This is a genomic window from Acidiphilium sp. (assembly GCF_049977125.1).
Taxonomy (GTDB): Bacteria; Pseudomonadota; Alphaproteobacteria; order Acetobacterales; family Acetobacteraceae; genus Acidiphilium.
The window spans coordinates 45,494-61,393 of the sequence record NZ_JBMFGY010000008.1 but is presented as its reverse complement, the minus strand read 5'-3'; the positions used below and the strand labels follow the sequence as shown (position 1 = coordinate 61,393).

The window sequence follows — 15,900 nt, the reverse complement described above, 5'->3', positions numbered from 1 at the left end:
AGGATGGGGTGGCGGGGAAGAATGATGGGGTGCGGAAGAGCACCCCATCCTACGAAGTTACGTGAGGTTTCACCGGTACGGACCCGATTAAAAAGAGTTTTTTGGTTCTTTTTTGCAAAAAAGAACGCCTTGCTTGCCCTGCCTGACCGTCGCGCGGCCTGTTGTGGGCTGACCCTGCAATGCGCCGTGCGGGCTTGTCGGTTGCCGCTGCATCGCGTTGAACGCGGGTATGAGCGAGACCGTGAAAACCTTGGGCCCACGGATGCGCCTGCCGGCTCCGGCGCTGGTGTTGGCGTTCATGACGGTGTTGTGGGGTGGCACGTTTCTGGTCACGCGCACGGCGCTGCATTTCATTGGTCCGTTTGCCTTTGTCGGCCTGCGGTTTGGCATTGCGGCTTGTGCGGTCGCTGTGGTGACGCGGCAGCATCCGGCCCGGTTTCAGCGGCGTGAAATCATTGGCGGGGTCGTTGTCGGGGTGGTGCTGTTTTTTGGCTATGGTTTGCAGGCGGTCGGGCTGAAGACGGTGGCGAGCGGCGAGTCGGCGTTTCTGACCGCCCTGTATGTTCCGATGGTGCCTGTTCTTGAGTTCGTTCTGTTTCGCCGCCGGCCCGCCGCGGTTGCGCTGGCCGGTGTGGTGATGGCGTTCGCCGGTCTTGTGCTGGTTTCGGGCATCACGCCGGACCGGCTTGAACTCGGTTTTGGGGAGGGGCTGACGCTGGTGGCGGCGCTGGCGGCGGCGCTTGAGATCGTTCTGATCGGGCGCAGCTCGACCCATACCGATCCGCGCCGTCTGGCGCTGGTGCAACTCACGACGGTGAGTGTTCTGTGTTTTGCCACCGAGGCGGTGCGGGGCGGGCGCATGATCAGCACGGATTGGTTTCCGCTTCTGGCCGTGCTTGGCATGGGGTTGATCACCGCGTTTATCATGGTCGCGCAGAATTGGGCGCAGCGCAGCGTGCCGGCGAACCGGGCGACCTTGATTTATGCGCTGGAACCGGTTTGGGCCGGGTTGATCGGCGCCGCGTTCGGCGAGGTTTTCGGCGCCGGCCAGGTGATCGGGGCCGGGTTGATCATTGCGAGCGTCGTGCTGAGCCAGTGGCGCAGCGGGTGATGCGCCGTTCGGGGTTAGCGGGTTAGCGGGTGGGGGTTGGCGGGGTTGTGGTGTAATCGTAGAAACCGCGCCCGGTTTTGCGGCCCAGCCATCCGGCGGCGACGTAGTTCACCAGGAGCGGGCAGGGGCGGTATTTGTCGTCGCCAAGCCCGGCGTGCAGGACTTGCATGACGTCGAGCACGATATCGAGCCCGACGAAATCGGCCAGGGTGAGCGGCCCCATCGGGTGGGCGGCGCCGAGTTTCATGCCCTGATCGATCGAGGCGATGGTGCCGATTCCTTCATGCAGGGCGAAGATCGCTTCGTTGATCATCGGGACCAGAATCCGGTTGACGATGAAGCCGGAAAAATCCGCCGCCGCGATCGTGGTTTTGCCCATCTGGCGCGCGAGGGCCTCGACGGCGGCGATCGTCGCCGGGGATGTGGCGAGTCCGCTGATGATTTCGACCAGTTTCATCACCGGCACCGGATTGAAGAAATGCATGCCCACGAAGCGGTCCGCGATGCCGCTGGCGTGGCCGAGCCTGGTGATCGAGATCGAGGAGGTGTTCGAGGCCAGAACCGCGTGAGGGGCCAGATGCGGCATGATCTGGGCATAGACGGCGCGTTTGATGTCCTCGCGTTCCGGCACGGCCTCGATCACGATATCGCAGGTGGCGAGCGCGTCATGGGTGGTGGAGGCATGGACCCGCGCCAGTGCTGCGGATTCGGCCGCGGCATCGATCGTGCCTTTCTGGACCTGGCGCGCCATGTTTTTGGCCATGGTGGCCAGGGATTTGTCGAGCACTGCCTGGGCGGTATCGACCAGCACCACCTCAAGCCCTGACAGGGCGGCGACATGGGCGATGCCGTTGCCCATCGCGCCGGCGCCGAGCACGCCGATGGTTTTGATGTCCATGTCAGCCAAGCTCCTTTTCCAGCTCCGGCAGGATCGTGAACAGATCGCCGACCAGACCGTAATCGGCGACCTGGAAGATCGGTGCGTCCTCATCCTTGTTGATCGCGACGATGACTTTGGAATCCTTCATCCCGGCCAGATGCTGGATGGCGCCGGAGATGCCGACCGCCATGTAGAGATCGGGCGCCACGATCTTGCCGGTCTGGCCGACCTGATAATCGTTGGGGACAAAGCCGGCATCGACCGCGGCGCGCGAGGCCCCCACGGCGGCGTGCAGCCGGGCGGCGACCGGGTCGAGCAGGGTGGCGAAATTCTCGCCGTTCTGCATGCCCCGCCCGCCTGAGATCACGATTTTGGCGGCGGTCAGTTCGGGCCGCTCGCTGCTGGACAATTCGGCGCCGATGAATTTCGAGATATGGCTGGCCGGTGACGCCTGGTTGGCCGCTGGATCATTCAGCGCCTCGATCGGGGCGGCGCCGCCGCTGGCCGGCACGGGATCGAAGCTGGCGGCGCGCACCGTGATCAGTTTTTTGGGATCGGCGGATTTGACCGTCGCCAGCGCGTTGCCGGCGTAGATCGGCCGCAGGAAGGTATCGCCGTCGATCACCGCGGCGATGTCGCTGATCGGCTGAACGTCGAGCAGGGCGGCGGCGCGGGGCATCACGTTTTTGCCGGTCGCGGTGGAGGCGCTCAGGATGTGGCTGTAATCCGGGGCGAGACGGACCAGAAGATCGGCCAGCGGCTCGGCGAGCGCGTGGGCGTAGCCTGGCCCATCCGCGACCAGAACCTTGGCGACGCCCTCGATCGCGCTGGCGGCCTGCGCCGCTGTGGCGACGCCCTCGCCCACGACGAGCGCATGCACCGTGCCGAGCCGCACCGCCGCCGCGACCGCGCTGCGGGCGGGCTGCTTGATGCTGACGCCATCATGATCGAGCAGAACCAGGATTTGAGACATGATCAGATCACCTTCGCTTCGTTGCGGAGCTTCTCGACGAGGTCGTGCACCGAGGCGACCTTGATGCCGGCCTTGCGCTTGGCGGGTTCGACCACTTTGAGCGTGGTCAGGCGGGGGGTCGGGTCGATGCCGAGATCGGATGGCGTGAGCGTTTCGATCGGTTTTTTGCGCGCCTTCATGATGTTGGGCAGCGAGGCGTAGCGCGGCTCGTTCAGGCGGAGATCGGCGGTGACCACGGCGGGGAGGGTGAGGGCGATGGTTTCCAAACCGCCATCGACCTCGCGGATCACTGTTGCGGTGTCGCCCTCGATGGTGAGTTTGCTGGCGAACGTGCCCTGCGGCCAGCCGAGCAGGGCGGCGAGCATCTGGCCGGTGGCGTTCATATCATCGTCGATCGCCTGTTTGCCCATGATGACGAGCCGGGGTTGCTCGCGCGTGACCAGCGCCTTGAGCAGCTTGGCGACCGCGAGGGGTTGCAGCTCGACATCGGTTTCGACCAGGATGCCGCGATCGGCCCCCATCGCGAGGGCGGTGCGCAGGGTTTCCTGGCAGGCGGCAACCCCCATCGACACCGCGATGATTTCAGTGGCGATGCCCTTTTCACGCAGCCGCACCGCTTCCTCGACCGCGATTTCATCGAACGGGTTCATCGACATTTTGACGCCCGCGAGTTCGACGCCGGATTGGTCGGATTTGACGCGGATTTTCACATTGTAGTCGACGACGCGTTTGACGGGGACGAGCAGCTTCATGGGACACCGTTCGGTTGGCGTTGGTCTTGATGGGCGCTATCGGCATGATCTATTGGCGGCGTGCCCGCAAGTCAATCAAAGCGGCGACTTCCTGCCCGATACGTCAAGGTGTTTTGGCGCGGTCCGGCGTGAAGATGCCGAAAATATCGCGCAGGAATCCGGGGGTTAAGGCGGAGAGCGGATTGACCACGATGGTCGGGTTGGCGAACGGGCCGTTCACGCTGTAGCGCGCCGCGAACAGGCCGCTGCCCTTCTCCGGGCTGAACAGGCGGCCGATCAGGGGAATCCGGCCGGGCAGGGTGTTCAGCGCATAGGCGGGAACGATGGTGCCGGACAGATCATAGGTTTTGCGGGCGAGATCGATGCTGCCGGTGGTGGTGAAGCCGAGCGAGGCGGAGTAGGCGCGGCCGTTGCCGAGGTTGAGGCGTGATCCGGCGAGGTTGAAGGGCGCGGTCAGGCGGGTGATCGCGAGGCCGGGGCCGGAGGTTGCGGCGGGCACGCCGTAGAGCGACAGGCCCTGGAGGATTTTGGCGATCACCGGTGCGTGGCGCAGCCGGAAATCGGTGATCACGGCGCGTCCCCGCGTGGCGCCGCCGCTGTGCGTGGCGGTTATCACGAGATGGCCGTTGGCGATGTCGCTCGTGGTGCCGATCGCGCTGAACAGGGCGCCGGCATCCCCGGCGGTGAGCGTGATCCGCGCGCCGCCGGGGGTGCGGTTATAGTGAAGGGTTGCGTTGTGATTGGGGCTGGTGCGCGCGGTCGCGGCGATGGTGTGAACGGTGGCGCCGTTGCCGCTGGCCTCGATTTGCGCCGGGCCGAGGGCGGGCGAGGGGGCGGCGTCGAGCCGTGTGTGGTCGAACGCGGCGCGCAATTGCCAGGGCAGAACCCGGTCCGGCGTGCGATGCGTTGTTGTGGCGGCGGCGGGTGGTGTGGTGGGGCGGGTGGGATTTCGGCCCGGGTGCAGTATGGCAGCGAGATCGAGCGTGTTGCCGGCCAGCGCCAGCCGCCAGGGCGCGCCCTGATGCGGGGGCGGGGTCAGCTTGCCGGTGGCGGCGGTGCCGCCGAGTCGGGCGGTTTCGATCTGAACCGCACCGCCCGTGCCGGTGCCGCGCAAGGCCAGCGACGGCGCGGTGATGTCGATACTGCGCAGGGCGGCCGGTTTGCCGTTTCGCAAGGTCAACGCGATCGCGGCGTGGCCGGGTTGGCCGGCTGGCTTGCGCCAGGCCAACGCGGGCAGCGCGAGGGTCAGCGGCGTCAGATCGGCGGTCAGGTCGAGGGCGCCGTCGCCGTTGCGATCCTGGTAGCGGATGGCGAGCGGGGCCGCGCCGTGGCGCCAGAGGCCCGGTGAGGCGCCTAATCGCGCGAGCAGCGCCCGCCCGGCGCGGGTGTGCGCGGTCAGGTTGAACATCCCGCCCGGCAGGGTCATGGTCGCGGCGAAATCCGCCGCCTGGCCGACGAATTGGCCGCTGCCGTGCAGGGCGAGGTGATGCAGGGTCGAGCTCAGCGCGATCGTGCCATCGTCGAAGGCGAGGCCGGCGATCGGCAGGGGCAGATGGATCGACCGCAGGTCGGCCGCCGCCGCGAGCGTGACATCGGCGAGTTTCAGATGTTTTTTCAGGGGCAGGCTGGCGTCGATCCCGGCGGTGAGCTGGCCGGTGGTGCCGGCGAGGTTGACGCCGCGCCGGTTCAGCCGCAGCGGCGGCGCGTCGAGCAAGGGCACGGCCGCCGCGGCGGGGCCGGACAGGCGGGCGGCGATCAGCGACATCTGGTCGTGATGGGTCAGTTGCGAGATCGTCATGGTGCCGCTCAGGCCGAGGCCGCCGAGCTGGCCGCTGGTGGCTTTGATGATCAGGATGTCCTGATCGATGAAATCGAGCGTTCCGGCGAGGCCGGTCATCGGGATTGCGTGTTTGAACCAGTCGAGCGTGACGCCCGAGGCGGTGAAGCCGCCGGCGAAATGGTCGAGCCGGGGCTGATGGCCGGGTCCATCCAGCGTGAATCGCGCATGGAAATGACCGTTGCGCGCGGTGCCGGCGAGGACGTGCCGGACCACGTAACGGCGGGCATCGCGCGCCAGGGCCGGGGGCCAGTCGGCCGGGAGGTCGGCGGCGGTGACGTGGTCGATCGACGCATCGATCGTCGCTGGGAGGGTGCCGGTCAGGCGGGCCGAGCCGGTCAGGATCGCGGTTGGGCCGGGGGGATTGGCCGCGCCGGGCGATGGGCTGGGGGCGGCGGCCAGGGTGATCGTGGCGTGATCGAGCGTTGCGATGGTCGGTGTTGCCGAGATGTCGGCCTCGATCGCGGCGATCGCGACGGTGCTGCCGGCCACGCGGAGATGCCCCGCACCGGTCCGGAGGGTGAGCGCGAGCCGGGCGCGTGCCTTTCGCCCGATCGGCCAGCGCGCGGTGAGCGTGACCGGCAGGTCCACCCGCGCGAGGGCGGGCTGATCGGGGGCGAGTTGTGCCGGGTCGGTCGGGCCGAGCGTGGCGCGGACGCTGCCCAGCCCATCGGCGCCGGTAATCGTGATCGCGACCGGAACACTCACGCCGTGGTGATGGAAGCGGGCATGGGCGCTGCCGTGCAGGTCGCCGGTGGCGTCGCGCACCAGGGTCAGGGTGCCGTCGGACGCGGCGAGGGCGAGCCGGTCGGGCGTGTCATCGAGGATCAGATGCGCGTGGCTGATGCGGATGATCCGCAGGGCGGTCAGGTCGAGCCCGCCGGCGTGCGGTACCTGGCCGAAACTGCCGATCAGCCGTCCGAGCGCCGCGGCGATGTCGGCCAGGTCGAGTCGCGCCGCCGGGATCGAGGGGTTGGATTCCGGTTGCAAGCGCACGTGGGTGTGGCGGGCGATCACGTCGATCGGCGCGATCTGCCCGCGCAGCAGAAGCACGGGCGAGAGCGTGATGCGCAGCCGCGACAACCGCGCCGCCACCACACCCTGCGGCCCGATCACCGTGATATCGGACAGCCGCAGGTCGATCGGGGCGCCGCCGCGGTTGAACCCTTCCCAGGCCAGCGCGGCGGCGCCGATCGTGACTGTGCTGCCGGGCATCGCGTTGGTCGCGGCGGCGCCGATCCGTGACGCGAGCGGCGGCAGATCGACCGGGCCGCGCGATAATCGCCACGCCGCGGCGCCGGCCAGCAGAAGGAGCACGAGAAGCAGCGTGCCGATCAGACGCAACCCGTGGTGGCTGATCTGCCCGGCGACGGCGCCACCTTGACGAAACCATCGCCTCATCGAACACTGAGCCGGGCATGACACGTTCCGCCGCCCCGCGCGCCGTCCGCGCCGCCCTGCCGCCTCCCGCCGATGCCGGGGCGGCGGCACGGTTGATCGAGGCGTTCGGTCCGCTCGGCCGCGCCGAAGCCCGGTTCGCGCGCAGCCGCCCCGGGCAGGCGGCGCTGGCCGCGCTGGGCGGCAACGCACCCTATCTCGCGGGGCTCGCGCTGCGTGAACCGGATGTGGTGATCGGCGTCTGCCAGACCAGCGCGGCCGGTGTTCTGGCCGGGGAGATGGCGGCGTTGCGCGCCACCTTGCCCGAGGCCGCGCGGCCGGTGATCGCGCGGGCGCTGCGGCGCGCCAAGCGGCGGGCCGGGCTTGCGATTGCGCTGGCCGATCTGGCCGGGCAGTGGAGCGTCGATCAGGTGACCCTCGCGCTCTCGGATCTGGCGGATGCCACGATCGCGGTGGCGCTGCGCCACCTGCTGCGCGGCCTGCATGACCGCGGCACGATCGGTCTGCCCGACCCGGCCGACCCTGAAGCCGGCAGCCATTTCGCCGTGCTGGGCATGGGCAAGCTCGGCGCGCGCGAGTTGAATTATTCCAGCGATGTCGACCTCGTCCTCCTGTTCGATCCCTCGTGTCCTGTTTACCGGGATGACGCGCAATCCGCCATGGCGCGGCTTGCGCGTGATTTCGTGCCGCTGCTCGCGGCGCGCGACGCCGATGGCATGGTGTTTCGGGTGGATTTGCGGTTGCGGCCCGATCCGGCGGCGACGCCGCCGGTGATCGGTGTGGCGGCGGCGCTGGCGTATTACGAGAGTCATGGCCGCACCTGGGAACGCGCGGCGTTTTCCAAGGCGCGGCCGGTGGCGGGCGACATCGGCTTCGGCGCGGGGTTTCTCGAACAGATCCGCCCGTTCATCTGGCGGCGCAATCTGGATTTTGCCGCGATCGGCGATATTCACGACATGAAGCGCCGGATCGACCAGCGGCATCGCGACCAGCCGGGCGACGTGCTCGGGCGCGATGTGAAGCTGGGGCGGGGCGGGATTCGGGAAATCGAGTTCATGGTGCAGACGCTCGAACTGGTTTGGGGCGGCCATGAGCCGGCGCTGCGGGTGCCGGCGACTCTGCCGGCCCTGCGCGCCCTGGCCACGGCGCGGCATTTGCCGCGCGCGGTGGTGCGTCAGCTCGCCACGGCCTATCGCCGGTTGCGCCAGATCGAGCATCGGCTGCAAATGGTCGAGGACCGCCAGACCCATGCGCTGCCCGCGACATCCGCCGGTTTTGCCGATTTCGCCCTGTTCATGGGAGAGACGGATGCGGGGCGGTTCGCCGCCGGGCTCGATGCGTTGTTCGAGCAGGTGCATGGGCATTTCGCGGCGTTTTTCGATGCCGAGGCCGGCGCGGCGCCGGGGCTCGATCCGGGCGAGACGGGGCCGCCGCCCGCGGGGTTTCGCGATCATGCCGAGGCGTTGGGGTTCGAGGATGTGCAGCATCTGACCGAGCGGCTGCGCGCCTGGCGCGGCGGCACGCTGGCGGCGCTGCGGGCGGCGCGGGCGCGCGAATTGCTCGATATTATTCTGCCGGCGCTGCTGGCCGCGCTGGCGCGCCAGCCCGATCCTGACCTTGCGTTCCGCCGGTTCGATCAGATGCTGGAACGCCAGCGCGCCGGGATTTCGCTGCTCTCGCTGTTCCAGCGCAACCCGGCACTGCTTGGCCGCCTCGCGACCGTGCTGGGGGCGGCGGCGCCGCTGGCGGAGCATCTGGCGGCGCATCCCGGGGCGCTGGATGCGCTGCTCGCACCGGTCGCGCGGTTCACCCGACCCGCGCCGGTGCTGCGCCGGTTGCTGCGCGAGGCGGATGATCTGGAACTCGCGGTCAATACGCTGCGCCGCTTCGTCCGGCGCGAGGAGTTTCATCTGGCGGTCGCGACCTTGGAGCGGCGGATCGATGTCGATGCGGCGGGCGCCTGGCGCTCGGCCTTGGCGCGCGCGGCGCTGGCGGCGATGCTGCCGCTTGTGATCGCGGATTTCGCGCGGCGCTACGGCGCGATGCGCGGTGGGCGGTTCGCGATCGTGGCGCTCGGCCGGGCCGGCGCGGGCGAGATGCAGCCGGGGTCGGACCTTGATTTAATGTTGATTTATGACCATCCGGCGACGCCGCTGCCAGACGCGCGGTTGCCCGCGAGCCAGTATTTCAGCCGGCTCGCGCATAGTCTGGTCGGCGCGATCACGGCACCTGGCGCCGAGGGGCCGATCTATCCGGTCGATATGCGGTTGCGCCCATCCGGCAATAAGGGGCCGGTCGCGGTCTCGCTCGCCGCGTTCCGGCGCTATCACGCCGAGGATGCCTGGACCTGGGAGCGGCTGGCGCTGGTGCGCGCGCGCGTGGTTGCGGCGACGCGCGGATTTGCGCCGGTGGTCGAGTCGGCGATCCGCGCCGCGCTGACGCGCCCGACCGATCCCGCGATGATCCGCGCCGATACCGTGGCGATGCGGGCGCGGCTGGCGGTCGATCTGGCGCCCTCCGGCCCGTTCGATTTGAAGCATCGGCCCGGCGGCATGATGGAACTCGGCTTTGTGGTCGAGGCGTTGCAACTGATCCATGGCGGCGCCGATGCTTCGTTGTTCCGCCCCTGCACGCGCGAGGCGCTGGCCGCTCTGGCGGCGGCCGGCGTCATGACGGATGACGAGGCGGCGGGTCTGATCGCGGCGGATCACTGGTTTCGCGCGGTGCAGGCGATGCGGCGGATCACCGGCCTTGCATCGCCCACCCCTGAATCCGCCCCGGCCTCGCTCGCGCCGATCCTTGCCGCCGCCGGGGTGCTTGATTTTACCGCCCTGATCGCCACGATGGAGGCGCAGGCGGCGGTGGTGCGGCGCGCCTTCATCCGCCATCTCGGCGACCCGGATCATCCGAACCCGCAACCAGGAGACAGAGCGATGGAACTGAGCGCAGGCGATCAATCCCCGGACTTCTCGATGCCAGCGACCGGCGGGCGGCAGGTTTCGCTCGCCGGCCTCAAGGGCCGGGCTTTCGTTCTGTATTTTTATCCCAAGGCCGACACCCCCGGCTGCACCACGGAAGCCTGCGCGTTTCAGGAGGCGCTGCCGCAACTCGGGCAGATCGGCATCGAGGTGATCGGCGTGTCGAAGGACAAGATGCCGGCGCTCGAAAAATTCGCCGCCAAATATGATTTGAAGTTTCCGCTGGCCTCGGACGAGGCGGGCGGTGTGGTCGAGGCGTTCGGGGCCTGGGTCGAGAAATCGATGTATGGCAAGACCTATATGGGGATCGACCGTTCGACCTTCCTGATCGACCAGACCGGCAAGATCGCGCGGATCTGGCGCAAGGTGAAGGTGCCGGGACATGCGAAGGAGGTGATGGCGGCGGCGGCGTCGCTCGAACGGAACGCGGCGGCATGAGGGCCAACCGCCTGGCCGCCGCGCGCGGCTTTTCCCCCCGGGAGGTCAGTATCGCGGTGCTCGCCGCCGGATTGGGCGCCCTCGGCATCGCCTATTTCGCCGAATACGCGTTGCATATGATCCCGTGCCCGTTGTGCTATATCGAACGCTGGCCGTACCGGATCATCGTGGTGCTCGGGTTGGTGGCCGCGTTCGCGCCGCCGCGGTTCGCGCGCGTTCTGCTCGGCCTCGCGATGGTGGCGATGCTTGGCGATGTCGTGATCGCGTTCGTTCATGTCGGCGCGGAGCAGCATTGGTGGAAAAGCCCGTTGCCGGAATGCAACATCGCCCCCGCCGGGTTCGGCGCGATGCCGCTGCGCCCCTCGGCCTCGTGCGATGATCCGGTCTATCTGATCCCGGGCTTGCCGATCAGCTTTGCCACGATGGATCTGATCTATGCGCTGACTGTTGCTGTCGGGATCGGTACCTATTTGAGGGTAAACCGTTGGAGGGCATGATGAGCGATGTGACAGAGCCGATGCGGCTGCCGGGCGACCCGACGAGCCGCGCCCGGCTGGCGCGGATGATCAGGGTGGATCACGCCGGGGAGTATGGCGCGAAACAAATTTATGCCGGGCAACTCGCCGTGCTCGGCCGCTCGCGCCACGGCGACACGCTGCGCCACATGCAGCAGCAGGAGCAGCATCATCTCGACACGTTTGCGCGACTGATCATCGAGCGACGGGTCAGGCCGACCGCGCTGCTGCCGTTTTGGCGCATCGCCGGATTCGCGCTCGGTGCGGCGACGGCGGCGATGGGGTCGCGTGCGGCGATGGCGTGTACCGTTGCGGTCGAGGAGACGATCGATGCGCATTATGCGGCCCAGACCGCCGAACTCGGCGAGGATGAGGGCGTGCTGCGCGCCACGATCGAGGAATTCCGCGCCGAGGAGGTGGAGCACCGCGACATCGGCCTGGCCAATGAGGCTGAGCAGGCGCCGTTCTACCGGCTGCTGACCGCCGTGATCCGCACCGGCTGCAAAGCCGCGATTGTGGCGAGCGAACGGTTATGATGTCCGGTTTCGGTTGGCAGGCACCGGATTTGATCCTACATAAACTGTCATGAGCAAGGACAGGTTTGAGCGTGATCTGATCAAGGCGGCGTTCGATCTCGCGGCGCAGCAAGGCTGGCGGCGGGTTTCGGTTGCCGCGGCGGCGCGGCATGGCGGGTTGGACCTGGCCATGGCGCGGCAGCATTTTGTGTGCACCGGCATGATTCTGGCCCGGTTTGGCCGCGCGGCGGATGTTCATGCGCTGCATGGCGCGATGACCGAGGGCGTGGTGCGCGACCGGTTGTTCGATATCATCATGCGCCGGTTCGATTATTTGCAGCAGCACCGCGACGGGGTGATCGCGCTGATCCGCTATGCCCCGACCGATCCGTTGCTGGCGCTGTGGTTGCAACGGACCAACCTCGCCTCGATGGGCTGGATTCTGGAGGGGGCTGGCGTGTCGTCGCGCGGTGTGCGCGGTGAATTGCGCAAGCGCGGTCTGCTCGCGGTTTCGGCCTGGGCGCTGCGGGCCTGGATGCGCGACGAGAGCGAGGATCTGTCATCGACGATGGCGGCGCTCGATGTTGCGTTGATGCGCGCCGATCAGGCCGCCAACCAGTTTTCCGGCCGGCGGGGTGATGCGATGGACGCCGCGATCGAGCCGGTGACAGCACCGGACGCGCCGGACGCGCCGTTCGTGCCGGACGACGACCCCGATCGGCCGAGCTGAGCGGCGGGTGGTGCCCCTCGCCCTTTCGCGGTGGCGGGTCTAGAGTGTTATGCTTTCAGCTTAACGCTCTAGCGCTATGTTTTTTCGAGCGATCCCATGCGATTATGTTGTCGCTGCCGCGTCAACTTAATCGCATATCGCTCTAGACTGCGGTGGCATCGCGAGCGATGCGCGAAAGGTCAGAGAACCCGCGACAACCATAGTACGAGAGGAACAAGAGCCATGGCCGAAACTGCTCAGTCGAAGGCGACATCATCGGGGCCGGAACCCAAGGCGGCACCGATGTTCATGCCGGATTTCGACTTCACGAAAGCGTTCAGCGCGATGAAAATCGCGCCGATGCCGGGCATGGACGTGGTGCTCGGCGCCTACCGGCGCAATCTGGAGGCCCTGTCGGAAGCCAATCGTGTGGCGCTCGAGGGCGCGCAGGCGGTGGCGCGGCGGCATATGGAGATCATGCAGCGCACCATGACCGATTTGAGCGAGCAGATGCGCGGCGTTGATCTGCACGACACGCCGCAGGCGCGCGCCACCAAACAGGCCGAACTGCTCAAGCATGCGTATGAGACCGCCGTCGCCAATATGCGGGATCTGGGGGATTTGATCCAGCGGTCCAATCAGGAGGCGGTCGAGAAGCTCAACCGCCGTTTCTCCGAGGCGATGGATGAAATGAAGAACCTGATCGATAAAAAGTCTTGACTGGCGCCGGGGTGTGCTGATGTTCGTGTGATGTCTCACGCCATTGCCATGCCCCCCCGGCTGCAGTTCATTCCCGCGCGCCAGAGCGCGCGGCCGATGCTCAAGCCGCTGAAGATCGCCTCGGATTATCAGCCGGCCGGCGACCAGCCGAGCGCGATCGCGGAACTGGTGCGTGGCATCGAGGCGGGCGAGCGCGACCAGGTGCTGCTGGGCGTGACGGGGTCGGGCAAGACCTTTACCATGGCCAAGGTGATCGAGGCCGTGCAGCGGCCGGCTCTGGTGCTGGCGCCGAACAAGACGCTGGCGGCGCAGCTTTATGCCGAGATGAAGTCGTTTTTTCCGGATAATGCGGTCGAATACTTCGTCTCCTACTACGATTACTATCAGCCCGAAGCCTATGTGCCGCGCACTGATACGTATATCGAGAAGGATGCGCAGATCAACGAGGCGATCGACCGGATGCGCCATGCCGCGACGCAGGCGCTGCTGGAGCGGGGCGATGTGATCATTGTCGCCTCGGTATCGTGCATCTATGGCATCGGCTCGGTCGAGACCTATAGCCAGATGGTGGTGCGGCTTGAGGTTGGCGGGCGGATCGATCGGGACCGGCTGGCCAAGGCGCTGGTGGAATTGCAATACCGGCGCAACGATGCGGCGTTTCAGCGCGGCACGTTCCGCCTGCGGGGCGAGACGGTCGATATTTTTCCGAGCCAGTACGAGGACCGGGCGTGGCGGGTGAGCCTGTTCGGCGATGAGATCGAGAGTATCGCGGAGTTCGATCCGCTGACCGGCGAGCGGATGGCGGAACTGCCGTCGATCGCGGTCTATGCCAACAGCCATTACGTCACACCGCGGCCGACGCTGGGTCAGGCGATCGGCAAGATCAAGACCGAGTTGAAGGCGCGGCTCGCTGAATTGTCGGAACAGGGCAAGCTGCTCGAGGTCGAGCGGTTGCAGCAGCGCACGACCTTCGACATCGAAATGATGGAAACCACCGGCGCGTGCAAGGGGATCGAGAATTACTCGCGCTATCTCTCGGGGCGCGAGCCGGGTGATCCGCCGCCGACGTTGTTTGAATATCTGCCGGAAAACGCGCTGCTGATCGTTGATGAAAGCCATGTGACGGTGCCGCAGATCGGCGGCATGTATAAAGGCGATTTCGCGCGCAAATCGGTGCTGTCGGATTTCGGGTTTCGTCTGCCGTCGTGCATCGATAACCGGCCGTTGAAATTCGAGGAATGGGAGCGGTTTCGCCCGCAGACCACGTTTGTGTCCGCGACGCCGGGACCCTGGGAGATGGAGCGGGTTGGCGGCGTGTTCGCCGAGCAGGTGATCCGCCCGACCGGGTTGGTCGACCCGATGGTGGAGGTGCGTCCGGTCGAGCGGCAGGTGGATGATCTGCTGGCGGAATGCCGCGCGACGGCGCAGGCGGGCGGGCGGGTGCTGGTGACCACGCTGACCAAGCGCATGTCGGAGGATCTGACCGAATATCTGACCGAGCAGGGCGTGAAAGTGCGCTATCTGCATTCGGATATCGATACGCTGGAGCGGATCGAGATTATTCGCGACCTGCGGCTGGGTGTGTATGACGTGCTGGTGGGGATCAATCTGCTGCGCGAGGGGCTCGATATTCCGGAATGCATGCTGGTTGCGATTCTGGACGCCGACAAGGAGGGTTTTCTGCGTTCGGCGACCTCGCTGGTGCAGACGATCGGGCGGGCGGCGCGCAATGTCGATGGGCGGGTGATTCTCTATGCCGACACCATGACGCGCAGCCTGACCTATGCGATCGGCGAGACCGAGCGGCGGCGGGTCAAGCAGACGGCGTGGAACGCGGCGCACGGCATCACGCCGCAGAGCGTGAAAAAGCAGATCGGCGAGATCCTGCATTCGGTCTATGAGCAGGATTACGTGACGGTCGCGCCGATCAAGGATAGTCTGACCAGCGAATTCGTTGGCAAGGATCTGAAATCCACCATGGCGGAACTGGAGAAACGGATGCGCAACGCGGCGGCGAATCTGGAATTCGAGGAGGCGGCGCGGCTGCGCGATGAAATCAAGCGCCTCGAAGCGCTCGATCTTGGCCTGACACCGCCGCCGCTGCCGAGTGCCACGCGCCGGCCGCGCGATCGCACGCCCGAACCGCTCGGGCCGGGTGGGGGCGGGTATGATCCGGAGAAGCGGCGCGGCAAGAACCGGGGGCGGGGGCGATGAGGACAATTTTGCTGGCGGGATGCGCGTGTTTCATGGCATCGGCCGCGCTGGCCGCGGCGCCGATCCGGCTGACCGGGCAGGCGGCGACGTATACGCTGGCGCTGTCGAAAGTCCGGGGTCACGCCGTTACCGGCGCCACCGGGCGGTTGCAGTTCGACGTGCTCGATACCTGCAAGGCCTATACCGTCAGTCAACGGATGACCCTTCTGATCCGCAATCAGGACGGCAGCCTGAGCCGCACGGTCAGTAATTACGACACCTGGGAAAGCAAGGATGGGCATCGGCTGAGTTTCGTGCTGCGCCAGACCGAGGATGGCAAGACCACGATCGAGGATCAAGGCACCGCGACCACCGGTCCGCAGGGCGGTGAGGTGACCTATATCGTGCCGAAGGGCAAGATTGTGAAACTGCCGCCGGGCACGCTGTTTCCGATGGCGCATACCAAAATGATCCTGCAGGCCGCCGCCGCCGGCAAACCCTATATCGACCCGCCGTTGTTCGATGGCACATCAAGCCATGGCGCGGAGCATACGTTCGTGGCGATCCTCGGGCATCGTGGCCCGCGGCACAGTAAATTCGCGCCGTTGACGGTGTTGCCCTCCACCCTGGTGGATATCGGGTTTTTCCGTCGGAGCGCGCATGATACGCAACCTGATTTTCGCACCCAGATGCGGTATTATACCGATGGCGTCTCGCGCGATGTGCGGCTTGATTTCGGTAATTTCGTGCTGCACGGCGATCTGACCGCGCTGAGCGTGCCGCCCTCGGCGTGCCCGTCCGGGCAGCGCGTGTCGAGTGACGCGGCACCACGCGATCCCAATCCGTAACGCGCGATCGGAGATGCGCGCGGCCGATGTTGG

12 protein-coding genes and 1 pseudogene are annotated in these 15,900 nt (G+C 66.9%); 9 read left to right on the top strand and 4 right to left on the bottom strand.

Translation table 11 applies throughout. From position 1 onward, the window contains the following. Window positions 1–241: 241 nt before the first annotated feature. Window positions 242–1,111, top strand: a complete 870-nt coding sequence (locus ACP5E6_RS02875) for a DMT family transporter (RefSeq protein WP_427951411.1) — start codon at window positions 242–244, stop codon at window positions 1,109–1,111. Between the two features lie 22 nt (window positions 1,112–1,133). On the opposite strand, the gene ACP5E6_RS02870 is transcribed toward ACP5E6_RS02875, so the two are convergent. From ACP5E6_RS02870 to ACP5E6_RS02855, 4 genes are all read right to left on the bottom strand, one after another. Continuing rightward, complete coding sequence (locus tag ACP5E6_RS02870; RefSeq protein ID WP_427951408.1) at window positions 1,134–2,009, bottom strand: 3-hydroxybutyryl-CoA dehydrogenase; 876 nt, start codon at window positions 2,007–2,009, stop codon at window positions 1,134–1,136. A 1-nt stretch (window position 2,010) separates the two neighbouring features. After that, window positions 2,011–2,964 (bottom strand): FAD-binding protein, encoded by a 954-nt coding sequence (locus ACP5E6_RS02865; RefSeq protein WP_427951406.1) that lies wholly within the window; start codon window positions 2,962–2,964, stop codon window positions 2,011–2,013. Window positions 2,965–2,966: 2 nt separating this feature from the next. Next, complete coding sequence (locus ACP5E6_RS02860; protein WP_427951403.1) at window positions 2,967–3,716, bottom strand: electron transfer flavoprotein subunit beta/FixA family protein; 750 nt, start codon at window positions 3,714–3,716, stop codon at window positions 2,967–2,969. A gap of 103 nt (window positions 3,717–3,819) precedes the next feature. Then, entirely contained in the window at window positions 3,820–6,954 is a 3,135-nt protein-coding gene (locus tag ACP5E6_RS02855) for an AsmA-like C-terminal region-containing protein (protein WP_427951401.1), read from the bottom strand. A gap of 17 nt (window positions 6,955–6,971) precedes the next feature. On the opposite strand from ACP5E6_RS02855, the pseudogene ACP5E6_RS02850 reads away from it, so the two are divergent. The 8 genes and pseudogenes from ACP5E6_RS02850 to ACP5E6_RS02815 form a co-directional block, all read left to right on the top strand. Beyond that, a pseudogene (locus tag ACP5E6_RS02850) lies at window positions 6,972–9,827 on the top strand (bifunctional [glutamine synthetase] adenylyltransferase/[glutamine synthetase]-adenylyl-L-tyrosine phosphorylase); the annotation flags it as partial. Window positions 9,828–9,884: 57 nt separating this feature from the next. Continuing rightward, a complete protein-coding gene (gene bcp, locus ACP5E6_RS02845; RefSeq protein ID WP_427951416.1) occupies window positions 9,885–10,367 on the top strand; it encodes a thioredoxin-dependent thiol peroxidase in 483 nt (160 codons plus the stop codon). Further along, window positions 10,364–10,864, top strand: a complete 501-nt coding sequence (locus ACP5E6_RS02840) for a disulfide bond formation protein B (RefSeq protein WP_427951398.1) — start codon at window positions 10,364–10,366, stop codon at window positions 10,862–10,864. The genes bcp and ACP5E6_RS02840 overlap by 4 nt, the downstream gene beginning before the upstream one ends. Next, complete coding sequence (locus ACP5E6_RS02835) at window positions 10,864–11,418, top strand: demethoxyubiquinone hydroxylase family protein (protein ID WP_427951395.1); 555 nt, start codon at window positions 10,864–10,866, stop codon at window positions 11,416–11,418. The genes ACP5E6_RS02840 and ACP5E6_RS02835 overlap by 1 nt, the downstream gene beginning before the upstream one ends. Window positions 11,419–11,467: 49 nt before the next feature. Further along, window positions 11,468–12,127, top strand: a complete 660-nt coding sequence (locus tag ACP5E6_RS02830; protein WP_427951392.1) for a TetR family transcriptional regulator — start codon at window positions 11,468–11,470, stop codon at window positions 12,125–12,127. A gap of 222 nt (window positions 12,128–12,349) precedes the next feature. Continuing rightward, entirely contained in the window at window positions 12,350–12,826 is a 477-nt protein-coding gene (locus tag ACP5E6_RS02825) for a phasin family protein (RefSeq protein WP_427951389.1), read from the top strand. Window positions 12,827–12,856: 30 nt separating this feature from the next. Further along, a complete protein-coding gene (gene uvrB, locus ACP5E6_RS02820) occupies window positions 12,857–15,040 on the top strand; it encodes an excinuclease ABC subunit UvrB (RefSeq protein ID WP_427951386.1) in 2,184 nt (727 codons plus the stop codon). Continuing rightward, the gene (locus ACP5E6_RS02815) at window positions 15,037–15,867 is read left to right on the top strand and encodes an EipB family protein (RefSeq protein ID WP_427951384.1); all 831 of its coding nucleotides are present in this window, start codon (window positions 15,037–15,039) and stop codon (window positions 15,865–15,867) included. The genes uvrB and ACP5E6_RS02815 overlap by 4 nt, the downstream gene beginning before the upstream one ends. Window positions 15,868–15,900: the final 33 nt, after the last annotated feature.

Bases quoted from the DNA above. Each gene is read 5' to 3' on its own strand.
- ACP5E6_RS02870 (WP_427951408.1), bottom strand. From the start codon at position 2,009: ATGGACATCAAAACCATCGGCGTGCTCGGCGCCGGCGCGATGGGCAAC.
- ACP5E6_RS02865 (WP_427951406.1), bottom strand. From the start codon at position 2,964: ATGTCTCAAATCCTGGTTCTGCTCGATCATGATGGCGTCAGCATCAAG.
- ACP5E6_RS02860 (WP_427951403.1), bottom strand. From the start codon at position 3,716: ATGAAGCTGCTCGTCCCCGTCAAACGCGTCGTCGACTACAATGTGAAA.
- ACP5E6_RS02855 (WP_427951401.1), bottom strand. From the start codon at position 6,954: ATGAGGCGATGGTTTCGTCAAGGTGGCGCCGTCGCCGGGCAGATCAGC.
- bcp (WP_427951416.1), top strand. From the start codon at position 9,885: ATGGAACTGAGCGCAGGCGATCAATCCCCGGACTTCTCGATGCCAGCG.
- ACP5E6_RS02840 (WP_427951398.1), top strand. From the start codon at position 10,364: ATGAGGGCCAACCGCCTGGCCGCCGCGCGCGGCTTTTCCCCCCGGGAG.
- ACP5E6_RS02835 (WP_427951395.1), top strand. From the start codon at position 10,864: ATGAGCGATGTGACAGAGCCGATGCGGCTGCCGGGCGACCCGACGAGC.
- ACP5E6_RS02830 (WP_427951392.1), top strand. From the start codon at position 11,468: ATGAGCAAGGACAGGTTTGAGCGTGATCTGATCAAGGCGGCGTTCGAT.
- ACP5E6_RS02825 (WP_427951389.1), top strand. From the start codon at position 12,350: ATGGCCGAAACTGCTCAGTCGAAGGCGACATCATCGGGGCCGGAACCC.
- uvrB (WP_427951386.1), top strand. From the start codon at position 12,857: ATGTCTCACGCCATTGCCATGCCCCCCCGGCTGCAGTTCATTCCCGCG.
- ACP5E6_RS02815 (WP_427951384.1), top strand. From the start codon at position 15,037: ATGAGGACAATTTTGCTGGCGGGATGCGCGTGTTTCATGGCATCGGCC.